Below are 24389 nucleotides of genomic sequence, written 5' to 3'. Positions count from 1 at the left end.
GTTTTTTTGTGATCAAAAGCATGACCGGTTTTGGGAGAAGTGTTGGATCTTTCAATGGTCATTTTATAACGCTGGACCTTCGATCGGTTAATCATAGATTCTTTGAAATTTCAATAAGGCTTCCTAAGGATTTAAACCCTTTAGAAGGAGGTTTAAAGCAAACTCTTCGGAAGGGTTTTTCAAGAGGAAAGGTAGATCTTATAGTTTCCTTTAACGGGGGAGAGGGGGGTCAAAAAAAAGTTTTGCTCGATAAAAATCTTGCCAAGCAATATCATCATCAGTTGTTAGAGCTTAAAAAAATAGTTAAACTTCCTGGAGCCCCCGATTTCAATTCCCTGGTGACCTTTAAAGATCTATTGGTAGTAAAGGAGAGCCCTCTTGCCCCATCCCTTTTTGAAAAACCCGTTAAAAACCTTTTAAAGAACGCAATGACCCTCCTTGGATCTATGCGCAAAAAAGAGGGCCAGGTACTAGAGAGATATATCCGGGGGGTTTTAAAAAGGTTACATCGGCGAATTTTTAGAATCGAAAAGCGTGTTCCAATGGTTGTTGAGGAGCATCAGAACCGTCTCATGAAGAAAATTCAGCAAATCAGTGGGGTTGTTTCTCTGGATCAAACCAGGCTGCATCAAGAAGTCGCTTATTTTGCAGAAAGGTCTGATGTTGAAGAAGAAATTACGCGATTGAAAAGCCATTGCGAACAGTTTGAAATATTTCTTTCTCAAAAAAAACCTATCGGAAGAAGCCTGGATTTTTTAGTTCAAGAAATGAACCGTGAAGTGAATACCTTGGGTGCAAAGGCGAATGACACCTCGATTTCAGAAGAAGTTATTGAAATCAAGGGTGAATTGGAGCGGCTTCGGGAACAATGCCAAAATATCGAATAGGGGTTATAAACCTGGGCAATTAATTTGAAGACCCCAGGAGTTTGTTGAGGGTCAGGGGCGATGTAGCTCCCTTGAAAGACCTTGAGGTTTTAATGAAAGAAAGAGGACTCATTTTTGTGGTATCTGCTCCATCCGGCGCTGGCAAGACGTCTTTATGCCGGAAGATTACCGAAGTCGTTCCAAATCTTCAGCATTCTGTTTCCTATACCACTCGGCCTCCGAGGGAAGGTGAGGTGGATGGAAAATCCTATTTTTTTGTGGATAATGCCAAATTTCAACAGATGGTGGAGCGAAAAGAGTTTATTGAATGGGCGGAGGTCCATGGAAACCTTTATGGAACCTCCAGAGAAGTTTTAATGGATTTAATTGACAGGGGAATTGACGTGATTTTAGATGTGGATTCTCAGGGGGCGTTGCAATTTAAAAAAAGACATAAGGAAGGTGTTTTTATTTATGTTTTACCCCCCTCCTTTGAAGATTTAAAAAACCGGCTAAAGGAACGGCAAACCGAATCCCATGAAGAAATAGTGCGTCGCTTGAAAAAAGCAAAAGAAGAGATTTGGAATTATAGAGAATATTATTACTTAATTATCAATGATGATTTAAAAAAGGCATTTAGGGAACTGGAGGCGATTATTGTTTCAGAAAGAATTCGAATGAAAAGGATGAACTTGGGTTGGATTGAGGAAAACTTTATTAAATGTAAGGAGGCGTTTTAAATGGAAATTGTGTCTTTACCTATTGATTTTGAAAAACTGGAATTTGATAGTCGTTATCGTTTGGTGATTATTGGATCTCAGCGGGCGAAACAACTAATGGAGGGAGCAAAGAAAATAACTGGAAGCCGGTATACTAAAGAGACTACCGTGGCGTTGGATGAAATTCTTTTAGGAAAGGTTCAATTCCTGGTTGGAAAAGAGGCGCGGTTGGCTTATAAGGAAATGAAAAGAATTCGGGAAGAAGATGCCCGAAAAAGAGTCTTTTCAGAAGAAGAAGACACCAGTGAAATCAAAAAAGATTTAAGCGTTTATGTGGATGACTCCGGAATTAAAGGTCCCGGAGCCAGTGAAGGGGATGTTGAATTGGTTAATGAGTCTAAATAAAAAAGGTTTTAAGGAGTGAACCTTTTAATGTTTGAATTTAAGTTTAAAACATAAAAGCCGGTCCAAAAACACCGCATGAATAAAATATCCCCTTTAACGCCTCCGTTGGATAACAAGAAAATTTTGCTTGGTGTGACCGGGAGTATCGCTGCCTATAAAGCCCTTTTCCTGCTAAGGCGGCTAAAGGAGCTTGGGGCAATCGTCACGGTGGTTATGACCCGGGGGGCCAAAGAGTTTGTTACCCCATTATCTTTTAAAGTTCTTTCTGGGAAACCTGTTTTTGAGGAATTATTTCACTCCCGAGAAGGGATGGTTCACATCCAGCTTGGGGAAGAAAACGATTTAATCCTAATTGCCCCTGCCACTGCCCACTCCCTTTCAAAAATCGCAAATGGCTTAGCCGATGATTTATTATCCTCTATTGTTCTGTCCAGTGATAAACCCATTTTGGCTGTTCCCGCCATGGAAGCAATGATGTGGAAAAATCCAAGAACACAAAGAAATATTCAAATATTAAGGGAGACTGGGGTAGGTTTCATTGGGCCCGAGTATGGTCTTTTGGCATCCGGTGGTGTGGGAGTGGGACGTTTTTCAGAAATTGAAACGATTATTGATGGTGTGATGGGCCATTTTAAAATTAATACCCTATTCAAGGGAGAGAGGATCCTGATTACAGCCGGGCCTACTCAGGAAGGAATTGATCCTGTTCGTTTTTTTTCTAACCGATCATCCGGAAAAATGGGCTATGCATTGGCAAAAGTAGCAAAAAAATTGGGGGCTTCCGTTGAATTAATTAGTGGTCCAACTGCTATCCCCCAACCTGAAGGGGTTTTATTTAAAAGCGTGACCACGGCTGAAGAAATGAGAAGGACCGTTCTAGAACGTTACTCCCAATCTGATTATATGATCATGACCGCGGCCGTGGCTGATTTTCGGCCTCGGAAATATGTCGGGGACAAAATTAAAAAAGGAAAAGGGCTCTTAAAACTCGAATTTGAAAAAACTCCGGATATTTTGGAGGAATTGGGAAAATCAAAAAATCATTGTGTCCTGATAGGCTTTGCGGCAGAAACCCACTTGGACCTTGAAGCACTTCGACAGAAAATGATCCGTAAACGTATGGATCTTCTTGTGGCCAACGACGTTACCCAAAAAGGGGCGGGATTCGACCAAGATACCAATATTGTTACTCTTATGGACTGTTTTGGTTCAGTGGAGAAATTACCCAAGATGTCTAAAGAACAGGTGGCTGAGCAGATTTTAAAAAGGGCCGTTCAGGTAAAAAACAGGAAAGGGAATAATTGAAAGGCCATAGCGGCCGGATTAGTTTATTTTGGAGTTCCTCGGTGTATTCAAACCGGTTTTGGGAATAACAAGGGGGATTAATAAAAGGGTTGGAAAAGGTGGAAGTTCGTATGTTTCTTGACTTTTTTTTGATTTTTGCCTATTCTCTGTAATGAGAATCCCCTTTTTTTATTTTTTCTCATTTTCCCCTAAAGACCCGGAAGGGTATATTTTTAATGGCTGGAAGCGAAAAATCCCTATCTCCAGAAATAATTAAATTGACTGAAAAGATGGCTCGAGATCCCGCCTCCAGGTTATTTGTTCCCCTTGCAGAAGAATATATGAAATGTGGTATGACGGATGAGGCTTTTTTGGTTTTAACCGATGGGTTGAAAAATCATCCAAATTATGTAGGTGCCCATGTTTCTCTTGCCAAATTGCTATGGCAGGTTGGGAAAAAGGCGGAAGCCAAAAGGGAATTTGAGGAAGTGGTAAGCGCCAATCCGGATAATGTTTTGGCCCACCGTTATCTGGTTCAATTATATCGTGAAGAGGACCAGCTCGATCAGGCTCTTGCATCCTGCCGAATGATCTTAAACCTCAACCCCAAGGATCCAGAAATGCAAAAGGTTCTAGGGGAACTGGAAACCTCTGTTTTCCCTGCTAAAGAGGAAAAAGGTGAGTCCTTGAGAATGGGTGAAGTGCCTTTTGGCGAAGTGGATATTAAAAAAACTCAAGAAAGTGTTGAAAATGGTTGGGTGGAAGAAGGGGATATAGTAGGGGAACAGGAAGAGATTGTTATGGAGAGCTCAGTTGGAATAACCCCCTCCGAATCTGAAATCCAAAATCCGTCCTTGGTCACGGATGCCAAGGCTTCTCCTGAAGATATTCCTCTGGACATCGATTTATCTTCGCCTGAAATGCAACAGGAAAAACCCAATTCATCCGTTTCTTTTGAAATCGATAATTTAAAGGGCGAAAGCCCTATGGATTTTCAGGAAAAAGCCATTCCTGAAGAGGCGTCTATGGATTCATCACCCGGGAAAGGTTTTTCGGAAAAGGAAGATTCTCCCTTTAATTTCCCAGGGGAGGAAGGGCTTTTTTCTGAAAATGAGGGTCAGGGAAATTCCACAACCAGACTCCCCTCTGACGCATCTATCAATTTAGATTTGGAAGAGCCAATACCTCAAATGGATTTGGGGGATAATAAGATTGAAGTTTCAGAACAACAAGAAGGAGGGGTAATTGAAATTTCAGAGGATTCCGATGTTGATTTAAAATCCCTGGAAAGTGCATTTACCTCTTTAACGGAAGAGGATTCCATTAAGAAAGAAAAAAAAGGTTTTGAAGAGGTGGAAGAACCATCGACTGTCCCTTTCATCGAGGTTCCTGAGACCCGGGAATATGTTGGACCACCGGGTGAAGTCAGTGAACCGGTTGTTAAAATGGAGCCTCCGATGGCCTTAGGGCCGGAACCCGAAGAGAAGGTAGATTCCCTGGAAAAAGATGATTTTGACACCGAATCCTTAGCGGAGCTTTATGTTCGCCAAGGCTATTATGATAAGGGAATCGAAATTTACCGAAAGCTTTTACTATCTGATCCTTCTAATCAGGGTTTTAGACAAAAATTAGATGACGCAGTTACTCTTGCAAGTTTGTTAACCGGGAAAAACCATAGAGAATTTTCCAGTGAAATACCGACCCCAGATGGTTCCCTGACCTCAACTGCAGAACCACAGATAAATTATAGCCAGAAAAGGGATCTCTTAAAACCTGCCATTAGGGAACAAGGGCAAGAAAAAAGTCCTCCATTGGATACCAAATCTATAAAAATCCAACGACTCAAGGAATGGTTGTCAAATATTAGGAAAGGTTGAAAACTTATGAGCTTTGAAGAAAGCCTTCGGCGGATTACCAACAATATGGAAGATTCCATGGGGGTTGCCCTCGTGGGGATGGACGGGATTGTGGTAGAAGAACATAAACGAGATCCTTTGCTCGACCTGCATTCCCTAGGGGCTGAATACTGTTCAGTCATTAAAGGGTTGGAAAAAACATCGGATTCTTTATCCATGGGTGTAATGCGAGAGCTATCTGTGGTAGCTGAAAAATCGACTGTTCTTTTGAAACGAATCAATGATGAATATTTCCTTTTATTGGTAGTAGGGTCTGATGGAAATTTTGGAAAAGGACGTTTTTTGATGAAGAAAGAATTGTATCATTTAGAAAAAGAACTATAGCCCTCATACCGTTAACCAGTAAATTTTTAAAAAATGCAAAATTTTCCCATAAAACTCCTCAGTGTTTTTTCTTTTTGTCGAGCATTCCAATTTGAAACACTTCCTGCTCCGATTTGAAATTGGGATAATTAATTGGACTTTAGTTTGAAAAGGATTGGTCCTCATTACAAAATCCATTAATAAATGGGTTAAACGTTTTGTGGGCCATGGAAGGGGCCTTTTGAAACAAAAGATGAAAATATTGGTTTTGCATGGCCCCAACCTTAACCTATTGGGAATCAGAGAAAAAGAAATCTATGGGCCCCTCCGATTGAAGGAGATCGATCAAAAAATAAAAAAATTTTCCAAAATGGAGGGAATTGAGGTTTCCATTCGGCAAACCAATTCAGAAGGGGAGATGGTTAATTTTATTCAAAGGGCCTTTCAAAAGTTAGATGGCCTTTTAATTAATCCCGCGGCCTATACCCATACCAGTATTGCCCTTCGTGATGCCATCTTAGGGATTAACATTCCAACCGTGGAGGTTCATTTATCAAACATTTATGCGCGAGAAGGGTTTCGCCATTTGTCTTATGTGGCGGGGGTTTCAGTGGGTCAAGTGGTGGGTTTTGGGGTTAATAGCTATCTTTTAGGACTTCAGGCCCTAATTAACCATTTGAAACGGAAATGACCAAAGGTATTACTTGATAAATCCTGAAGGGGTTTTCTGTTTTTAGTCTTCCGGGGACGAGATTATCATAATTTGAAGTGATTTTTTATGACCGGGTATAAAATAAGAGACCAAGTTGTTCTTAAAGGTGGAGGTTTTGGTTTGTGATTCCGATGAATGCCATACGCAATGGGGTTAAGATTGAAATTGATGGGGAACCCTTTATAGTAGTAGATTTTCAACATGTAAAACCTGGAAAGGGTTCTGCTTTCGTTCGAACCAAATTAAAAAGCTTAAAAACAGGAAATGTGATAGACCGCACCTACCGGCCTGGGGAAAAGTTGGATGAGCCGCAGCTGGAAGAAAAAGATATGCAGTTCCTTTATTCGGGAGATCAACAATATTGGTTTATGGATAACGTGACCTTTGAGCAGATTTTTTTAAGTGAGAATCAATTAGGGGAAAGTAAAGATTTTTTAAAAGAAAACATGAATATCAAAATTTTATTTCATAATAACCAACCTTTAACAATTGATTTGCCCATTTTTGTAGAGCTCAAAATCGTACAAACCGACCCAGGGATACGGGGAGATACTGCTACAGGGGGATCAAAACCAGCTGTTCTTGAAACGGGGGCTACTGTAAAAATTCCCCTTTATTTAGAGGAAGGGGAAATGATAAAAATTGATACCCGAACCCGATCCTATGTAGAGCGAGTTAAATAGGAAACCCCATGAACCTTAGAGAGCTGAAGGAATTAATTGAACTTGTGCGGTCAACGGAAGTGGCCGAGCTTGAAATTGAACGGGCAGGTTATCGGGTGAAAATTAAACGAATCCTACCGCCTTCTTCCCCCGGTTTAATCCCCCAAGGGCTTTCCATAAGCGTTCCTCCGTTCCAACAAAAATTTCAGGAAGGCAGCCGTTCTGCTTCGGTTGAAAAAACCCAATCCGAACCCCCAGGGTTGGTTACGATTACTTCCCCTATTGTTGGTACGTTTTATCGTGCCCCTGCACCGGACGCGGATTTTTATGTCAACGTAGGAGATTTCGTAAAAAAAGGCCAGATCCTTTGCATTGTAGAGGCGATGAAACTGATGAATGAAATTGAGACCGAAGTGGATGGAAAAGTCGTTGAGATATTGGTAGAGAATACGAAGACCGTTGAATATGGTGCCCCTCTTTTTCGAATTCAACCCGCTTGAAAATTTTTTAAAAATTTAACGCATCTTTACCTTTAAAAAAATCAGGAACCCGTTGGTGGAAGGTAATTAATTTTTTCAGGGTTCAAAAATTATGTTTAATTAAGGGTGAAAAGTGTTTAGGAAAATCCTTATCGCCAATCGTGGAGAAATTGCCATTCGGATTATCAGGGCCTGTAAAGAAATGGGGATCAAGACGGTGGCCATTCATTCTGAAATCGATAAGGATTCCCTCCATCTACGGTATGCGGATGAAAAAATTTGCGTAGGGCCTGCAGATAACTCCCTCAGTTATCGGAATATTCCCAACATTTTGAGTGCAGCGGAAGTTTCCGAATCTGACGCCATTCACCCTGGTTATGGATTTTTAGCTGAAAACGCTCACTTTGCGGAAGTCTGTCAATCCGCAGGAATAAAATTTATAGGTCCATCCCCGGAGAGTATAGCGTTAATGGGAGATAAGGCAAAAGCCCGGGAAATAATGCAAAAGGCGGGGGTCCCGGTCCTACCGGGAAGTCCGGGTGTGGTCTCAAGTGAGGGGGAAGCCTTGGAGGTTTCCAAATGGATTGGGTTTCCAATTATCATTAAGGCTTCGGCAGGTGGAGGCGGACGAGGAATGCGGGTGGTTTTTCAGGAAGATGAGTTGAACCAATCTCTTCAGGCAGCTCAGGCAGAAGCGAAAGGGGCCTTTGGAAATTCAGACGTTTATATTGAAAAATATTATCAGGAACCCAGGCATGTTGAAGCACAGATATTAGCTGATTCACAGGGGAGGACCCTTTTCCTAGGGGAGCGGGAGTGTTCGGTGCAGAGAAGGCATCAAAAATTGGTCGAAGAAGCCCCTTCTCCGGCGGTGGATGATCAATTGCGGGAGGAGATGGGAAAGATAGCCGTAGATGCAGCTAAAACGGTAGGTTATGTTAATGCGGGGACCGTGGAGTTTTTATTAGATCAAGACCAGAATTTTTATTTTATTGAAATGAACACCCGAATTCAGGTGGAACACCCCGTAACAGAAATGGTTACTGGAATCGATTTGATTAAAGAACAGATCAAGATTTGTGCAGGTGATGCCCTTGATATTCATCAGGAGGATGTCCATATTAAAGGGCATAGTTTTGAGTGTAGGATAAATGCAGAATGCCCGGAGAGATTTACCCCCTGTCCAGGAATTATCACGGATTACCATGTTCCGGGGGGACCTGGGGTGAGGGTAGACGGAGCCGTTACTTCCAATTATATTGTGCCTCCTCAATATGATTCATTAATTGCAAAATTGATTGTGTTTGGGGTCGACCGACCAGAGGCGATTTTAAGAATGCAAAGGGCCTTAGATGAATTTGTTGTTGAGGGAATCAAGACAACTCTTCCCCTTCACCGTCGAATTTTTACAGACCCAAATTTCAAAAAGGGAAGGTATTCAACGAAATTTTTAGATCGTTTGCTTTCTCAAGAGAAAGTGGGGATGTAAATGTCATTTTTCACAAGTCCTTCCGGAAAAGAGATTTGAAAAAAGCCCTAAGAATAAGAGAAGTGAAACCATTTCTTTCTAAAGGGAAGAATTCCCTTAGTATTGGGGAATTTTCATGTTTCCTTCTAAACTCTATCTAATTGCCGATCAACACGCCTGCCAGGAAAGGTCCCTCCTGACCTGTGTAGAACACGCTTTGAATGCGGGAGTGCGACTGCTCCAATATCGAGAGAAAGAAATTCCTGGTGTTTCCCGGTTGTCGATTGCCAAAAAAATTAAAACCCTATGTGAGAAGTTCCAATGCACCTTAATTATTAATGACGATATAGAACTTGCGGTTAAGGTTGGGGCCGATGGGGTTCATCTAGGGCAAGAAGATTCTTCGGTAGAAAATGCCCGGATCCAGTTGGGGGTTAAGGCCATCATTGGGGTTACGGTTCGAAATGTGACCCAAGCGTTGGAAGCCCAAAAAGGGGGTGCTGACTATATCGGGCTGGGCCCGATATATAAAAGTCCAACCAAGCAACCGGTACATCCTTTGGGGTGTAAAATCATTCACAAAGTCCAAGATCAAGTGAAATTTCCAATTTTTGCGATTGGGGGTATTTCTTTAGAAAATGTGGAAGAGGTGATGAACGCTGGAGCTAGTGGTATTGCAGTGATCTCAGGAATTCTGTCTTATCCCAAAATTGGGGAAAGAGTCCACCTGTTTTTAAAGCTCCTCCAAGAATCAGCTAAAGAAATCAATCTGTAGGCTTTTGTTTTATTTACGGGAGGGTTTTGTGAATTTTAATTTTGGGTTTTTATTTCAGGGGAAAACTTAAACTTAATTGGGAGCGAATGCGTAATGATTCTGGCGGGAGATATTGGGGGGACAAAGACCATTTTAAGGTTATATCATCATCATTCAGGAAAGCTCCAACTTGAAAAAGAAGTGAAGTTTGAGAGCCGGAAATATTTACGGTTTGAAGATATTTTGCCTGAATTTTTTGGGAAAGGTGGTGCACCTAAAGTGGAATCAGTGTGTTTGGGAGTTGCCGGTCCGGTTCAAGAGGGAAGGTCCAAAACCACCAACCTACCTTGGGTTTTGGAAGAGACCCGGATCTCGGATTACTTCGGGATTCACCAAGTGAAACTTCTCAATGATTTGGAAGCTGCGGCATTTGGGGTTCTTTTCCTTTCCCCTGATGAAAAAGAAATTCTGAATTTGGGGCATAATGGAGTCAAAAAAGGAAACGTTTCAGTCATTGCAGCTGGAACCGGTTTAGGCGAGGCCTTTCTTCATTGGGATGGAGAGGGGTTCCGTCCGATCCCCTCAGAGGGGGGACACTCGGATTTTGCACCTCAAGGAGAGACTCAGGTTGCCCTTTACCATTTTTTATCTTCCGAATTCGGCCATGTGAGTTATGAACGGATTCTTTCGGGACCTGGGATTTTTAATATTTATCGTTTTTTGCGTGATACTGGGCAGATAAACGAATCCAAATGGATAAGAGATAAACTTAAAGAAGGGGATCCAAGTGCTACCATTACCTAAGTGGCTTTTGGAGGAAGGTGATCCTCTATGTCTAAAAACTCTAAATCTTTTTTGTTCCATCTTTGGGGCAGAAGCCGGGAATTTGGCTTTGAAGATGTTTACTGTGGGGGGTGTTTATGTGGGAGGAGGAATAGCTCCGAAAATATTACCTAAGCTTAAGGATGGCGTCTTTATGCGAGGTTTTTTAGATAAAGGAAGGTATCGGAGCATGTTGAAGGAAGTTCCGGTTAATGTCATTTTAAACCCCCGGGTTCCCCTAATTGGGGCTGCTCATTTTGCTCTTTCCCATTTATCCCATTAAATTCCTTTTTAATTTTTTCCAGTTTTTCCCCTCGCTGGTTTTTTCAGGTTCTTTAGAATTTCAATGGCCATCTCTTCAAAACCCCGCTTTAATCCTTTTAAATTTCTTTTCTCGACTGAAACATCCTTTAGATAAGGAATTGTCCCTAGGTTTTTAATTTTCGAAAAGCTGGAAATAATCCGTGGATTAACTCTTTCATGGAGTTTCATTTTATTTTTTTGGGGATGGTTGTAAATGAGGCCCAAAATTGGTACCCCCCTCTGATGTGCCTGGGCAATCGAAAGGAGGGTATGATTAATGGTTCCCAGAGTTGAACGGGATACGATGAGAATGGGAAGGTTTAATATTTTGGCTAAGTCAATCAATAGAATTCTTCTGGTGATGGGAGCCATTAGCCCCCCCAGGCCTTCCACTAAAACTATTTCATGTTTTCCGGATAATTGGGAAAAAGCATCTATTATGCGGTCGATTCGAATTTTTCGGTTTTCAATTTTTGCTGCCCAATATGGGGAGCATGGGGTTTTCAAACAATAAGGGGTGATGAGAGAAAGGGGGTCTGTTACCCCGGAGGCTTGGACTAAAAATTGTGTGTCAGGGGATTCAAACTTTTCTTTTTTTTTAAAACAACCGGTTGCAATGGGTTTCATCACGCCGACATTCCGTTGTGTGTTTTTCAAGGCCAGGGCTAATCCCGCAGTAACGATGGTTTTTCCCACCCCGGTATCCGTTCCTGTAATGAAAAGGCCTTTATACATGTTATACATCTTTTGGTTAATACAGAATTCTACTGTCCAGGTTGAATATTTGTCCCGAGACCCCTTCCATCATTGCCACCGTATATATAAATTCCGTTATCTTTTGAATGGGGGGGGACTTTGAAAGCAAAAAATCCCTTCTAATGTTTTCAATTTGTTTAGAAGTCATTTTATTTCCCATTCCTACTTCTAAAAAACCTGGGATGACTGTGTTGACCAGAATGTTATGAGAACCCAACTCTAAGGCCGCTGTTTTGGTCAAAGCCATTACTCCAGCCTTGGAGGCGGAATAGTTGGATTGTCCCGATCGTCCATGGGCTCCCGTATAGGAGGAAATATTAATTATATGTCCAAATCTCTGTTTTACCATGGAAGGAGCAATGGCTTGAATGGTCTTGAAAGTGCCCGTTAAATTTACTGAAATTACTTGGTCCCAATTTTTTTCAGTCATATGTAAAATCATTTGATCGGAGACTATGCTTGCATTATTGATCAAAACGTTTATTTTCCCCCACCTTTTCAGGGTTTTTTCACTCATTTGGGCTATTTCAATTTTGTTTTGGAGATCCGCCCGAACCGCCAGGGCCTGGGTTCCCATCTCTTGAATGAGAGCGGCCAGTTTTTTTGCTACCTTTTCTTGATGAAGATAGTGAACCACAATATAAAAACCGTGGGAGGCAAAGGTTTTCGCCAGCGCATATCCCAGGCCACCGGTTGCCCCCGTGATGATCACCACTTGGGAATCTTTTCCTGGGAAGGTCATTTATTTAATAATTCCAATGGCTTTTCCAATGCTTTGAAAAGAATCAAGAACAAAATCCATTTGCTCCAGGGTATGGGTGGCCATAATCGTGGTTCGTATTCTACTGGTTCCTTTGGGGACGGTTGGGGGCCGAATGGCAGGGGCAAATATTCCTTTATCCAGTAAACGTTGAGAAAAAGTTAGAGCGAGACCCGGGGGCCCAATCAGGATAGGGATAATCGGGGTTTCACTTTCAGTCAGGTGAAATCCTAAGGACCTTAACCCACCCATGAAATATTCCCGGTTTTTCCAAAGTTTTTCACGGAGTTCGGGGTGGTTTTGAATCCAATCTATTGCTACAGTGGAGGCAGCTAAAATAAAGGGCGGAAGGGCAGTGGTAAAAATTAAGGATTTTGCTTTTTGGAGTAAATAAGTTCGGGTATCCGATTGGCAGGTAAAGAACCCTCCAAATGTTCCCAAGGCCTTGCCCAGGGTTGCCATTTGAAATTCAATTTTCTCTTCCAAATCAAAATGCTCAACGGTACCCCGTCCATGTTGTCCCAAAACCCCTGTTCCGTGGGCGTCATCTACGTAAATTTGGGCGTTGTATTTTTGAGCCAGATCATAAATAGAGGGTAACGGTGCAAGATCCCCGTCCATACTGAAAACGCCATCTGTCACAATTAGTGTTGGTTTATCAGAAGAATGTTTTTTCAGTAATTTTTCTAAATGGGCCATATCCCGGTGGTGGTAAATCCGAAACAAGGCAGAACTGAGTCGGCATCCCTCAAAAAGGCTTGCATGGTTGAATTCATCTGCCAAAATGAGGCCCTTGTTTTTGGACAGGGTTGGAATTAGAGAGATGTTTGCTGTGTACCCGGAGTTAAAAACAAGACAGGAAGGAACTTTTTTAAAAGAGGATAATTTTTCTTCTAATTGGTCATAAAGAATCGAGTTGCCTGAAATCAATCGGGAGGCCCCAGCCCCCACCCCATGGCTTTGTATGATCTGAATCGAGACAGCTTTAAGTGCTGGATGATTTGCTAACCCTAAGTAATTATTGGAAGAAAGAGATATGACCGTTTTACCCCCAATTGAAATGGTTGTGTCTTGTTCACCTTCAATCGAAATGAGCTTTCGTAATAGGTTTTGATTTTTGAGATTTGTAATCTCTTGGTGAAATCCTGCAACCATAATGCCCTCTTTTTCCTTTTGGGGTTGCGTGTTTTTGGCATATATTTAGGATCAAAGTCAAGGTTTCCCTGGGGGAAAAGAGCCACTATTTTAAATTATTAAAATGGTATAACTATTGGAAAAACACGGGAAAGATCCTTTTTCAGGTCCAGAAAGCACTTGACATAGATAATGCATGAGGTTAAAATAAAACTAAATATTTAAAGGAGTTCGAGTACTCACACACACAACGTGGGGAGGTTTGGATGTTCGAACGATTTACCGATAAGGGAAGGAAAATAATCATTTTGGCCCGGGAAGAGGCGGAAAGGCACCAAAATGATTATTTAGGAACAGAACATCTTGTTTTGGCTGTTTTAAGAGAAGGAGATGGCGTTGCCCTTGCGGTTCTCAAAAAAATGGGGCTTTCTCCTGAACAAGCAAAATTAGAAATTGAACGGAACCTTCCCAGCGGCAGTAATACCATGACGTTTGGTGAAATTCCATTTACTCCTCGCGTGAAAAAAGTCATTGAGTATGCAGTGGAGGAAGCCAGGCTTTTAGGCCATAGTTATATCGGAAGTGAACATCTTTTATTGGGACTTTTAAGGGAAGAAGAGGGAATTGGAGGAAAAATTTTGAGAAGCCTAGGTGCCAATTTGCTAACGGCCAGGCAACTCACTGTTAATCTATTGAAGAAAAGCACACCCCGAGAAAAAGATAAGAAAAGTAATACACCCGCCTTGGATGAATTTGGGCGAGATCTAACCCAACTGGCGGCGGAAAATGGTTTAGACCCGGTCATCGGACGTGGGGATGAAATTGAGCGCGTCCTCCAAATCCTGACTCGGAGAACCAAAAACAATCCGGTATTAATTGGGGAGTCCGGAGTGGGAAAAACCGCTATTGTAGAAGGGTTGGCTCAAAGAATTGTGGGCTCGGAAGTCCCGGACAATCTTTTAAATCAGCGTGTGATTGCCCTTGATTTGGGTTCCCTTGTTGCCGGGACCAAATACAGGGGCCAGTTTGAGGAACGTTTGAAAGTGGTAATGAAAGAAATTGTCCACGCTGGAAATATAATCATTTTTATTGATGAACTTCACACGTTGGTGGGGGCTGGGGCAGCCGAGGGATCCATTGATGCCTCTAACATGTTGAAACCCGCTTTGGCACGGGGGGAAATTCAGTGTATTGGTGCCACCACGCTTGATGAGTATAGGAAATATATTGAACGGGACGGTGCTTTGAAAAGGAGATTCCAGCCCATCTATGTTCATCCTCCTTCAGTGGATGAAACCATCCGAATTATTAAGGGATTACGGGATCGGTATGAGGATCACCATGGCGTTGAAATTTCCGAAGGGGCTGTTTCGGAGGCGGTTCGGCTCTCGGATCGTTACATTTCCGATCGTTTTTTGCCCGATAAAGCCATTGACGTGATTGATGAGGCAGGGTCTAGGGCGAAACTTCAAAGTTTCTCCCTTCCCGAGGAATTGAAAGTTCTGGAGCAAGAATTAAAAAAAGTTTCCCGCGAAAAGGAAATATCCATAAAGATTCAAAATTTTGAAGAAGCGGTAAAGTTGAGAGAGGAGGAAGAACGGTTAAAAAAACTCCTTGAAGACTCAAAGAAAGAATGGAAGAGTACCCAAGAAAAACAGAAGCCCACCATTGGGAAGGAAGAGATTGCCTATGTTGTTTCAAAAATGACAGGGATTCCGCTTTACAAGTTGGAAGAGGAAGAAACCAAAAAATTAATCAATATGGAGGAAAATCTCCATGTCCGATTGATTGGCCAAGATGAAGCGGTGGGGGCTGTCTCAAGGGCAATTCGGCGTTCCCGTGCAGGGTTAAAAGGCGAGAAAAGACCCGTTGGTTCATTTATTTTCCTGGGTCCTACAGGTGTTGGAAAAACCGAATTGGCCCGGGCTTTGGCTGAATTCTTATTTGATGATGAGGATGCCTTGATTCGCATTGATATGTCTGAGTACATGGAAAAATTCAGCAGTTCCAGGTTAATGGGAGCCCCTCCAGGTTATGTGGGTTATGAAGAAGGGGGGCAGCTTACCGAAAAGGTAAGAAGGAGGCCTTATTCTGTCGTTTTGTTTGATGAAATTGAAAAAGCCCATCCCGACCTTTTCAATGTCCTCCTCCAGGTTTTAGATGATGGTTGTCTAACGGATAGTTTGGGGAGGAAAGTGGATTTCCGGAACACGATCCTCATTATGACATCCAATATCGGAGCCAGATTAATTGAAAAGGGGGGGGCTTTAGGTTTCCAAAAGGAACAGGGGGGAGAACGGTTTCAACGTATGAAGGGTGATGTGCTCGGGGAGCTCAAGCGGACTTTTAATCCCGAATTTCTAAACCGTGTAGATGATATTGTCGTCTTCCATCCTTTAAAACCAGAGCACCTTTCTCAAATTATCGATAATCTAATCCAAGACCTGAATCGGCGGCTTGTCGAAAAAGGAATTCAATTGGAAGTTTCAGACGAGGTGAAAAGTTGGTTGATGAATGAAGGATTCCAGCCAGCTTATGGTGCCCGCCCCATGAGACGAGCCATCCAAAAGAATATTGAGGACCCTCTTTCCGAAGAGTTAATTAAGGGCCGCTTTAAGGACAATAAAAAAATTAAGGTTTTAATTCAGGGTAATATTCCTGTCTTCACCGAAGAAGAGGCCTTGGCTGAGGTCTAATTGGACCTAGATGAGTATAATACATGAGGCTCTCAAGAAGGCACAGAAAACAACAGAGCCACGCCTTCCTTTTAACGAAATAAAAGATCGCTCCTTCACTGAACCAACCCCGTTTATTAGGGGGAGAAGACTCTCTTTTGGGTTAATCCTTCTTACCTGTATTTTATTGGCTGTTACCACCATCCTCTATCTCACATCAAGGGACAACCATCCGGTTCCAAACTCCGTTTCAATAACATCACTCCCCCGGACCACGGAAAAAAACCAAACAATGTTACCTTCCTCTCCTGTTTCCAAGAATTTACGTGATGTCCAATATCAAGTGTTATTTGATAAAGGAGTGGTTATGTTAAATTCAGGGAATCTGAGCGGGGCGGAAAAATATTTCTCAGAAGCGGTAACCTTAAACCCCCTTTTTCCCGAGGCCCACAATGGTTTGGGACTCATTTATAAAAAACAAGGCGAAATGGAAAAGGCGAAGGAGCATTACCAGAATGCCATAGGTTTGAAATCTGATTATTCGGAAGCCCTAAATAATTTAGCCGTAATGCTGGACCAGAAGGGGGAATTTCAGAAGGCTCAAGGGCTTTATCAACGGGCTCTTCAGCATCGCCCCGGTTATTCGGATGCTCATCTAAATTTTGCCATATCTCTTGAAAAAGCAGGATTTTTGGATAAAGCCAAAAGAGAATACGAACACTTTCTTTCCTCCGCCTCCCCAGAACAGTCAGGCCTGGTCGAAAAGATCAAAGCCCATTTAAGACAACTTTAAAGCAGATCCTTCACATATTGGGCAAAATGACCATTTTGGCAATAGAAACCTCCTGTGATGAAACCTCGGTTGCAATCGTCCGAGATGGAAAAGATATTTTATCCAATGTTCTTTTATCCCAAGAAAGGGTTCATGGTCGTTTCGGAGGGGTTGTCCCTGAATTGGCTTCCCGCCAGCACTTAGAAGTGCTGGATGATTTGGTTATAAAGGCGGTAAAAAAAGCATCGGTGGGTTGGAAGGAAATTCGTGGGATAGCGGTGACATATGGGCCCGGATTAATTGGCGCATTACTGGTCGGGGTCTCTTATGCAAAGGCCTTGGCCTATGCCTTGGATATTCCCTTACTGGGGGTTAATCACCTGGAGGGCCATCTTTTTGCTCCCCTTTTTGAATACCCCGAGATTAAATTTCCCACCGTTGCTTTAATTGTTTCCGGGGGACATACCCACCTTTTTTTGGTAAAGAAAGTTGGAATATATAAATTATTGGGAAAAACACGGGATGATGCTGCGGGTGAGGCTTTAGATAAGGGGGCGAGAATGATGGGGTTGGGGTTTCCAGGAGGGCCCATCCTGGATCAACTTTCTTCTCAAGGGGGGACCCCTAAAATTGATTTTCCCAGGGCGTATTTAGGTCCAGACTCTTTAGATTTTAGTTTTAGCGGAGTGAAGACTGCTCTACGTGATTATTTAGGAAAGAATGTTTATTCAAAAGAGGAATTGGAAAATCAGCTTCCCGACCTTGCTTCAAGTTTTCTACAAGCAGTAGTTGATGTTTTAGTAGAAAAGGGGCTACAAGCTGCCAAAAGATCAGGTGTAAGTCAAATTGTGGTTGGGGGGGGTGTTTCTGCAAACTCACTATTGAGGAAGCAGATGTTCCAAAAAGGGTCCGAAGAGAGGATTGACCCTTTTTTTCCATCCCCGTTTCTCTCTACCGATAATGCGGGGATGGTGGGGCTGGTAGGGTGCTATCTTTTTCAGAAGGGGATTTACTCTTCCTTTGATTTAAACCCAAAGGCTAATTTATCGCTTTCAGAGGAAAATTTGGCCTTTTAAAATGGGTTTAGGCAGCATAATAACACCTTAATTCCTTCCCAGAAACCTCGGTGTTTTTGCCCCTTTTGGCTTGACAGAGGAAAAAGGACACTTTATACTTGGTCGATTTAGGAAAGAAAATAGATCCAGTGTATATTCGGCCCAATGAAATCCCCAAAGAGGGGTTGACCCTTCGTTGCGATTTGCCTGCCATTCAAATGGATCTAAACTCTACCGGAGTGGAATTAAAAAATATAATTTCCGTAGACCTGGCCATTGAGAAATTTCAAGAATTGGTTACCATAGAGGGAGAGATTTTTACAACCTTGTTTTTGGAATGCGGCCGTTGCTTAAGTGAATTTACCCAGCCTTTAAAGGTGGCTATCCATTCACAGTTCCTTTCTGACGGGGAGGGGCAAACCGAAGATGAGTCCTATGATGGCTCCTTGGAGATTCATTTTTATTCCGGGGAGACTATAGATTTAGAAAGTTTAATTAGGGAAAATGTAATTTTAGCTTTGCCCTTTCGTCCCCTTTGCAGGGAGTCCTGTTTGGGGTTATGCAATCGGTGCGGAAGCAATTTAAATAACGGTCCTTGTGGTTGTGAAGCGGAGAAACCCCTGGGACCTTTTTCTATCCTTCAAGATTATTTTTCTTGAGGGACTCGGAAATATAATTGAAAAAAAGGAATTTATATGGCACACCCAAAACATAAAATTTCCAAATCACGGCGGGATAAAAGAAGAACCCATTATAAATTGAGGGCTCCCAGCGTGGTCCTCTGTCCTCAATGCCAAGAGCCAAAACTTCCTCACCGGGTTTGTATGAAATGTGGTTCTTATAAAGGGATGGATGTTATTGCCGTGAAGGAGTCTTAAGTTTTATCCTCTTTTTGAATTCTCTTCAACCCTATCATACCCCTTTAAGGATTTAAATTCTGGAGTGCAAGGATGAGAATTGCCATTGATGCCATGGGTGGGGATAATGCCCCAGAGGCTATCATGGAAGGGGCCATTTCCGCTATCCTCGAATACGATGTCGAACTTATTTGTGTGGGAAATGAAGCCGTCCTTTCCCCTTTGTTAAAAAAAATGGGAGGTGAGAGACCCAATCTTCGAATCGTTCATGCCCCGGAAAAAGTGGAAATGGATGAGTCCCCTTCCCACGCGATTCGGAAAAAAAAGAATTCTTCCATTTGGGTTGCGACCCATTTGATCAAAGAAGGAAAAGCGGAAGCAGTGATTAGTGCGGGAAATACCGGTGCCGCCATGGCCACCGCCTTGTTTATTTTGGGCCCCCTCAAAGGGGTGGATCGGCCTGCCATTGCCACCGTGTTACCCACCCTTCAAGGCTCTGCCCTTTTACTGGATGTTGGGGCCAATGTAGATTGTAAGCCCAATAACCTTTTACAGTTTGCCATAATGGGGGAAGAATTTGCCCGGCGGGTTCAGGGAAAGGTCAATCCAAGGGTGGGGCTTTTAAGTATCGGTGAAGAGGCTATTAAAGGGAATGAATTAACAAAGGAAACCTTTCGGCTCCTTCGGGAAAGAGACCTTAACTTTATTGGTAATGTTGAGGGGCGTGATGTTTATAATGGAAACGCAGACGTAATTGTCTGTGATGGGTTTATTGGAAATGTGGTTTTAAAGGTCAGTGAGGGTCTTGCGGATACCATTGGTAATTTTTTAAAAAGAGAAATCGAGGGATCCAGTCTGGGAGTTTTGGGATACCTGCTCTTGAAACCCGCCTTGAACCGTTTCAAAAAAAAAGTGGATTATGCCGAATATGGAGGGGCTCATTTATTGGGGGTCAATGGGGTAAGCATAATTTGTCATGGAAGATCATCCGGGAAGGCGATTAAAAATGCAATCAAAATGGCCAAACAGGCATTAGAACAAAGGGTGAATGAGGCTATTCAAAGAGATATTGAGCGCCAAATGAACCCCGAGGAGAAAGAAAGGGAAAAGAAATAATGGCTGACCCGTCTGGGGGGCTTCGTTCATGTATTGTTGGGACCGGCTCCTTTGTTCCCAAAACAGTTTTTACCAATAAAGATTTCGAGAAAATGGTTGATACAACCGACCAATGGATTTTAGACCGAACTGGAATTCGGGAGCGTCGAATTGCCGATGAAAAAGAGGCTTCTTCCGATTTAGGGTTCCCGGCTGCTCAGAAGGCATTAGAAGAAGCGAAAATTGATCCAATGGAGATTGACCTCATTCTGGTTGCAACGACAACTCCCGATATGTTGTTTCCCTCTACAGCATGTCTCATCCAGAATCGGTTGGGGGCCAAGAGGGCGGTTGCTTTTGATCTTGCTGCAGCCTGTTCGGGGTTTATTTTTGCCCTCTCAGTGGGTGATCAATATATCCGGAGTGGAACCTATCAAACGGTGTTGGTCATCGGGGCAGAGGTGATGTCAAAAATTACAAATTGGAAGGACCGGTCTACCTGTGTCCTGTTTGGAGATGGGGCAGGGGCGGTTGTTTTAAAACCAACTCTTGAGGAAAGGGGAATTCTTTCCAGCCATCTTCATTCAGATGGCGCCTATTGGGATTTAATTTATGTCCCGGGGGGGGGCTCAAAAGAGCCGCCTTCAGAAACCTTGCTGAAGGGTGGTTCCCAATATATTAAGATGAGGGGAAACGAAACCTTTAAAATTGCTGTGAAGACTTTGGAGGAGGTGACCCGCGAAGCCTTGAGAGAAAATGGTTTAACCCTGGATCAAATTAGCCTTTTTATCCCTCACCAAGCAAATTACCGTATTTTAAAGGCTACTGCAGATCGATTAGGACTACCTATGAATAAGGTTTTTTTCAATGGGGACCGATATGGAAATACCTCTGCTGCATCCATTCCCATTGCCTTGGATGAGGCCGTTCGGACGGGAAAGATTTCTCCCATGGATCTTGTTGTTTTAGGCGCTTTCGGAAGTGGTTTAACCTGGGGAGCGATATTGCTTCGATGGTAGGGGCTGAGCCCTTTTATATTCGTCTTTTTAAAAAATTGATCATTACTTGACCATCCATGCAAAAACCTTTTATCAAAAATTTTTGTTGACATCGGAAAAAAATTTTATCAATATCGGGCTGTTCTTGCAAAGGTTTGGTTTCCTGGTTTAACCCTTGGGTTTCACAGAAGAATTTTTTATTCTACTCCAAAGTCTAATTTTGTTTTCTGGGGGGAAGAGTTTAAGCTTTTTTCGGATATGTTTTTTTTGTCTTGAATTAACTCGAAATTTCGTGATAACCCTGAGTTTTCTATAAAAACAACGGTTCGAGAAGATTTATGATTCTCAGAAAGACTTGAAAGGGTGTAAACAATTAAATCCATGGAAGATTTGGTCTTAAAAAATAAAGTGGCGTTGGTGACAGGAGGGGGACAGGGAATCGGTCGCTCGATTTCACTGTCGTTGGCTGAGGCTGGGGCGAGAGTCGCCGTTTCCGATATTCAGGAAGAGCAGGCTCAAATAGTTGCGAAGGAAATCTCCCAGATGAATCAGGAAGCCATAGCGCTAAAAACCGATGTGGCAAAGCAATCCGATGTTCAAAGGAGCGTGAAAGAAACACAACAGCGATGGGGACGGATCGATATATTGGTCAATAACGCGGGAGTTACCCGGGATAACCTTTTATTACGTATGAAGGAAGAGGAGTGGGACCTTGTGATTGCGGTAAATCTAAAAGGAACTTTCCTTTGTACGAAAGAAGCTTTATCATTTATGGCAAAACAAAGATATGGGAGAATCGTGAATATTGCTTCAATCGTGGGGGTCTCCGGGAATGCAGGTCAAGGTAACTATTCCGCTTCTAAAGCGGCTGTGATCGGTTTTACCAAAACAACTGCCCGGGAGTATGCCCTCCGTGGGATTACTGCCAATGCGGTTGCCCCCGGTTTTATTGATACATCGATGACACAGATCCTTTCAGATGAGACCAAACAAAAGCTTCTCCAGCAGATTCCTTTGGGGAGGTTGGGGTCACCTGAAGAAATTGCAAGGGTAGTCCGATTTCTGGTTTCTGAGGATGCATCATATATCACGGGGCAAGTGATCCATGTCAATGGTGGTATGTGGATGGGTTAAATACCATGAAATGGTTTTTTTGTTTTCACAATTAAAGAAAGGGAGAGAATTATGAAAGAGGAGGTGAAGGGAGGAATGGCCGTGGAGCAGAAAATTAGGAAAATTATTGCTGAACAGCTAGGTGTGGAGGAAGAGGAGGTAACCCCAGAGGCCTCCTTTGTTGAGGATTTAGGAGCCGACTCACTGGATACGGTGGAGTTGGTAATGGCCTTTGAAGAGGAATTTAGTATTGAAATTCCAGATGAAGATGCGGAGAAAATCCTCACGGTCCAAAACGCGATCGATTATATTAAAGAAAAACTTTAAAAAATGCTGTCTTTTTATATTTTAAGAGAAGAAATGGGGTGATCTTCTGGAAAAAAGAGTTGTGGTCACGGGGTGTGGGGCCATCACTCCCCTTGGACTCAATGTTCAGGATACGTGGAATAGCCTTTGCGAGGGAAAGTCCGGGGTGGGTAAAATCCAAGGGTTTGATGCGTCCGGATATCCTTGTCAAATTGCGGCGGAAGTAAAAGGGTTTAACCCTCGATCCTTCTTAGAGCAGAAGGAGATTAAAAAGGTTGATACGTTTATCCAGTTTGCAATCGCCGCCAGTCAGATGGCCGTTGATGACTCCAGACTTCCTATTCAGGAAAAAGGGAACGAAAGATTAGGCGTCGTGGTGGGTTCCGGGATTGGGGGTCTTCATGCCATCGAAGAGTGGCACAAGATCTTATTGGAGAAAGGTCCTAAACGGGTTACCCCCTTCTTTATTCCCATGAGTATTATCAATTTGGCAGGGGGCCATATTGCTATCCGTTTTGGGGCCAAAGGGCCAAATTCTGCTGCCGTCACCGCGTGTGCAACTGGGAACCATTGCATTGGGGATGCTTTTAGGATAATTCAGAGAGGAGAAGCAGATGTCATGATTGCGGGTGGAACCGAAGCTGCAATAACTCCTCTGTGCGTAGCGGGATTTGCCTCTTCCAGAGCCCTTTCTGTAAGAAATGATGAACCCCAAAGGGCCAGTCGCCCTTTTGATCGAGGAAGGGACGGGTTTGTACTTGGTGAGGGGGCCGGTATTTTAATTCTGGAAGAGCTCGAATACGCAAAAAGACGAAAAGCACGGATCTACGCTGAGTTAGTGGGTTATGCCATGACCGGAGATGCATTCCATATTACTTCACCACCAGAAGATGGGGAGGGAGCAATGCGGTGCATGAGTATGGCCCTTAAGGACTCCAGTTTGGACCCTTCGCAGATTGGATATATTAATGCTCATGCCACCTCTACCTTTGCAGATAAAGTAGAAACCGCTGCAATCAAACAGGTATTTGGTGAAGCTGCCTATCGAATTCCTGTGAGTTCTACCAAATCCATGACGGGTCACTTACTGGGGGCGGCGGGAGGGATTGAGGCCATATTTTCAATTTTGGCCCTTTATCATGGGATTATTCCCCCGACTATTAATTACGAAGTCCCTGATCCTGAATGTGATCTGGACTATGTCCCTAATAAAGCACGAAAAACGAATATTGAAAGTAGCCTATCCAATTCCTTTGGTTTTGGTGGAACCAATGCTTGTCTTGTTTTTAAAAAATTTTCCGGGTAACCTGATCAACCCTGTTGGCAAGGTTGATGTGAATGTTCATTGGTTAAATGTTACAGAGGAGCAATCAGACCAACATGTCCAGGGACCTTTTATTAACCCTTCAAAATTTTTTAAAGCATTCTTTTCACAATGTATCCCTCCTCGAAGAGGCCATCACTCATAAGTCGTTTCTCAACGAGTTTAGAGAATCCTCCTCCCCTGACAATGAACGGTTGGAATTTTTAGGGGATGCTGTTTTGGATTTGGTCATCCGTGAGTATCTGATCTTCCATTTTCCAACTTCTCAAGAAGGAGAGCTTTCAAAGCGAAAGGCCAGAATAGTCAGTGAACCCTTTTTGGCCTCCGTTGCTCATCGGTGGGATCTGGGATCTTATATACGATTAGGTCGGGGAGAGGAATTAACTGGGGGAAGAGCAAAAGATTCTATTTTGGCCAATACCTTGGAAGCTATTATTGCAGCCATTTTTCTGGATGGGGGGTTGGAAAAAGTGAGGTCCTTTATATTGGCAACATTCGATTTGGGCCAGCTTCATTCCCAATTGCATGATGGGTCCAGGGATTATAAAACTGACCTTCAAGAGTTTTCCCAGAGAAATTTTGAAGTGCTGCCAGTCTACCGGTTGGTGGAGGAAGCAGGGCCAGACCATTGTAAAGAATTTGAAGTGGAATTACGTATTAAAGGAAAACTCTTTGGTCAAGGGAGAGGGCGAAGTAAGAAAGAAGCGGAGCAACAAGCAGCCAAATTTGCTTTGGGTCGATTGAAGGAAACTAGGGATGATTCAGAGTAATTTTTTTACCTTATCTCTTGAAAAATATAAGTTTTGGCCCTGCCGGACCGTTTGACGGATGTGGGTTTTTGAGTTATGATG

Annotated in this window: 27 protein-coding genes; 24 read left to right on the top strand and 3 right to left on the bottom strand. The window is 42.9% G+C overall.

Annotated elements, in window-relative coordinates; translation table 11 throughout:
* Window positions 1-20: 20 nt before the first annotated feature.
* From VGB26_02890 to VGB26_02830, 13 genes are all read left to right on the top strand, one after another.
* Window positions 21-887: a YicC/YloC family endoribonuclease gene (locus VGB26_02890; protein ID HEX9756730.1), complete on the top strand. Its 867-nt coding sequence runs from the start codon at window positions 21-23 to the stop codon at window positions 885-887.
* 92 nt (window positions 888-979) lie between these two features.
* Complete coding sequence (gene gmk, locus VGB26_02885; GenBank protein ID HEX9756729.1) at window positions 980-1606, top strand: guanylate kinase; 627 nt, start codon at window positions 980-982, stop codon at window positions 1604-1606.
* Complete coding sequence (rpoZ, locus tag VGB26_02880) at window positions 1607-1990, top strand: DNA-directed RNA polymerase subunit omega (protein HEX9756728.1); 384 nt, start codon at window positions 1607-1609, stop codon at window positions 1988-1990.
* A gap of 75 nt (window positions 1991-2065) precedes the next feature.
* Window positions 2066-3295 carry a bifunctional phosphopantothenoylcysteine decarboxylase/phosphopantothenate--cysteine ligase CoaBC gene (gene coaBC / locus VGB26_02875; protein HEX9756727.1) on the top strand — a complete coding sequence of 410 codons (1230 nt, stop codon included), beginning with the start codon at window positions 2066-2068 and terminating at the stop codon, window positions 3293-3295.
* 215 nt (window positions 3296-3510) lie between these two features.
* Complete coding sequence (locus VGB26_02870; protein HEX9756726.1) at window positions 3511-5151, top strand: tetratricopeptide repeat protein; 1641 nt, start codon at window positions 3511-3513, stop codon at window positions 5149-5151.
* Window positions 5152-5157: 6 nt separating this feature from the next.
* Window positions 5158-5514: a roadblock/LC7 domain-containing protein gene (locus VGB26_02865; GenBank protein ID HEX9756725.1), complete on the top strand. Its 357-nt coding sequence runs from the start codon at window positions 5158-5160 to the stop codon at window positions 5512-5514.
* Between the two features lie 232 nt (window positions 5515-5746).
* Window positions 5747-6184, top strand: coding sequence for a type II 3-dehydroquinate dehydratase (aroQ, locus tag VGB26_02860; protein ID HEX9756724.1), 438 nt, complete (start codon window positions 5747-5749; stop codon window positions 6182-6184).
* A gap of 152 nt (window positions 6185-6336) precedes the next feature.
* Window positions 6337-6888, top strand: coding sequence for an elongation factor P (gene efp / locus VGB26_02855; GenBank protein HEX9756723.1), 552 nt, complete (start codon window positions 6337-6339; stop codon window positions 6886-6888).
* Between the two features lie 8 nt (window positions 6889-6896).
* The gene (accB, locus tag VGB26_02850) at window positions 6897-7367 is read left to right on the top strand and encodes an acetyl-CoA carboxylase biotin carboxyl carrier protein (protein ID HEX9756722.1); all 471 of its coding nucleotides are present in this window, start codon (window positions 6897-6899) and stop codon (window positions 7365-7367) included.
* Between the two features lie 112 nt (window positions 7368-7479).
* Window positions 7480-8835 (top strand): acetyl-CoA carboxylase biotin carboxylase subunit, encoded by a 1356-nt coding sequence (gene accC / locus VGB26_02845; protein HEX9756721.1) that lies wholly within the window; start codon window positions 7480-7482, stop codon window positions 8833-8835.
* Between the two features lie 115 nt (window positions 8836-8950).
* The gene (gene thiE / locus VGB26_02840; GenBank protein ID HEX9756720.1) at window positions 8951-9589 is read left to right on the top strand and encodes a thiamine phosphate synthase; all 639 of its coding nucleotides are present in this window, start codon (window positions 8951-8953) and stop codon (window positions 9587-9589) included.
* Window positions 9590-9682: 93 nt separating this feature from the next.
* On the top strand, window positions 9683-10372 hold the full coding sequence (locus tag VGB26_02835) for a glucokinase (GenBank protein HEX9756719.1): 690 nt from the start codon (window positions 9683-9685) through the stop codon (window positions 10370-10372).
* The gene (locus VGB26_02830; GenBank protein ID HEX9756718.1) at window positions 10356-10673 is read left to right on the top strand and encodes a glucokinase; all 318 of its coding nucleotides are present in this window, start codon (window positions 10356-10358) and stop codon (window positions 10671-10673) included. The genes VGB26_02835 and VGB26_02830 overlap by 17 nt, the downstream gene beginning before the upstream one ends.
* An 8-nt stretch (window positions 10674-10681) precedes the next feature.
* Here the strand turns inward: VGB26_02830 and bioD are convergent, their stop codons facing one another.
* Genes bioD through bioF form a run of 3 tightly spaced genes read right to left on the bottom strand, consistent with a single transcriptional unit; the run spans window position 10682 to window position 13364 of the window.
* Window positions 10682-11428, bottom strand: a complete 747-nt coding sequence (gene bioD, locus VGB26_02825; GenBank protein ID HEX9756717.1) for a dethiobiotin synthase — start codon at window positions 11426-11428, stop codon at window positions 10682-10684.
* A gap of 16 nt (window positions 11429-11444) precedes the next feature.
* On the bottom strand, window positions 11445-12191 hold the full coding sequence (locus VGB26_02820) for an SDR family NAD(P)-dependent oxidoreductase (protein ID HEX9756716.1): 747 nt from the start codon (window positions 12189-12191) through the stop codon (window positions 11445-11447).
* The gene (gene bioF / locus VGB26_02815; GenBank protein ID HEX9756715.1) at window positions 12192-13364 is read right to left on the bottom strand and encodes an 8-amino-7-oxononanoate synthase; all 1173 of its coding nucleotides are present in this window, start codon (window positions 13362-13364) and stop codon (window positions 12192-12194) included.
* A 245-nt stretch (window positions 13365-13609) separates the two neighbouring features.
* Between bioF and VGB26_02810 the strand changes: the two genes are divergently transcribed.
* The 11 genes from VGB26_02810 (at window position 13610) to rnc (ending at window position 24308) form a co-directional block, all read left to right on the top strand.
* Window positions 13610-16039, top strand: a complete 2430-nt coding sequence (locus VGB26_02810) for an ATP-dependent Clp protease ATP-binding subunit (protein ID HEX9756714.1) — start codon at window positions 13610-13612, stop codon at window positions 16037-16039.
* Between the two features lie 346 nt (window positions 16040-16385).
* A complete protein-coding gene (locus VGB26_02805) occupies window positions 16386-16811 on the top strand; it encodes a tetratricopeptide repeat protein (protein ID HEX9756713.1) in 426 nt (141 codons plus the stop codon).
* A 26-nt stretch (window positions 16812-16837) separates the two neighbouring features.
* Window positions 16838-17866 carry a tRNA (adenosine(37)-N6)-threonylcarbamoyltransferase complex transferase subunit TsaD gene (tsaD, locus tag VGB26_02800; protein ID HEX9756712.1) on the top strand — a complete coding sequence of 343 codons (1029 nt, stop codon included), beginning with the start codon at window positions 16838-16840 and terminating at the stop codon, window positions 17864-17866.
* Between the two features lie 98 nt (window positions 17867-17964).
* Window positions 17965-18504: a DUF177 domain-containing protein gene (locus VGB26_02795; protein ID HEX9756711.1), complete on the top strand. Its 540-nt coding sequence runs from the start codon at window positions 17965-17967 to the stop codon at window positions 18502-18504.
* 36 nt (window positions 18505-18540) lie between these two features.
* On the top strand, window positions 18541-18723 hold the full coding sequence (gene rpmF / locus VGB26_02790; protein HEX9756710.1) for a 50S ribosomal protein L32: 183 nt from the start codon (window positions 18541-18543) through the stop codon (window positions 18721-18723).
* Between the two features lie 72 nt (window positions 18724-18795).
* Complete coding sequence (plsX, locus tag VGB26_02785; protein ID HEX9756709.1) at window positions 18796-19818, top strand: phosphate acyltransferase PlsX; 1023 nt, start codon at window positions 18796-18798, stop codon at window positions 19816-19818.
* Window positions 19818-20816, top strand: a complete 999-nt coding sequence (locus tag VGB26_02780; protein HEX9756708.1) for a beta-ketoacyl-ACP synthase III — start codon at window positions 19818-19820, stop codon at window positions 20814-20816. Before plsX ends, VGB26_02780 begins: the two co-directional genes overlap by 1 nt.
* A gap of 360 nt (window positions 20817-21176) precedes the next feature.
* Entirely contained in the window at window positions 21177-21929 is a 753-nt protein-coding gene (gene fabG / locus VGB26_02775; protein HEX9756707.1) for a 3-oxoacyl-[acyl-carrier-protein] reductase, read from the top strand.
* A gap of 75 nt (window positions 21930-22004) precedes the next feature.
* Window positions 22005-22235: an acyl carrier protein gene (acpP, locus tag VGB26_02770; GenBank protein ID HEX9756706.1), complete on the top strand. Its 231-nt coding sequence runs from the start codon at window positions 22005-22007 to the stop codon at window positions 22233-22235.
* A 46-nt stretch (window positions 22236-22281) separates the two neighbouring features.
* The gene (gene fabF, locus VGB26_02765) at window positions 22282-23520 is read left to right on the top strand and encodes a beta-ketoacyl-ACP synthase II (GenBank protein ID HEX9756705.1); all 1239 of its coding nucleotides are present in this window, start codon (window positions 22282-22284) and stop codon (window positions 23518-23520) included.
* Between the two features lie 74 nt (window positions 23521-23594).
* Window positions 23595-24308 (top strand): ribonuclease III, encoded by a 714-nt coding sequence (rnc, locus tag VGB26_02760; GenBank protein HEX9756704.1) that lies wholly within the window; start codon window positions 23595-23597, stop codon window positions 24306-24308.
* Window positions 24309-24389 lie beyond the last annotated feature (81 nt).

This window comes from Nitrospiria bacterium, from assembly GCA_036397255.1.
GTDB lineage: Bacteria > Nitrospirota > Nitrospiria > DASWJH01 > DASWJH01 > DASWJH01.
The sequence above is the reverse complement of the archived record's forward strand: the minus strand, read 5'-3'. Positions and strand labels throughout refer to the sequence as shown.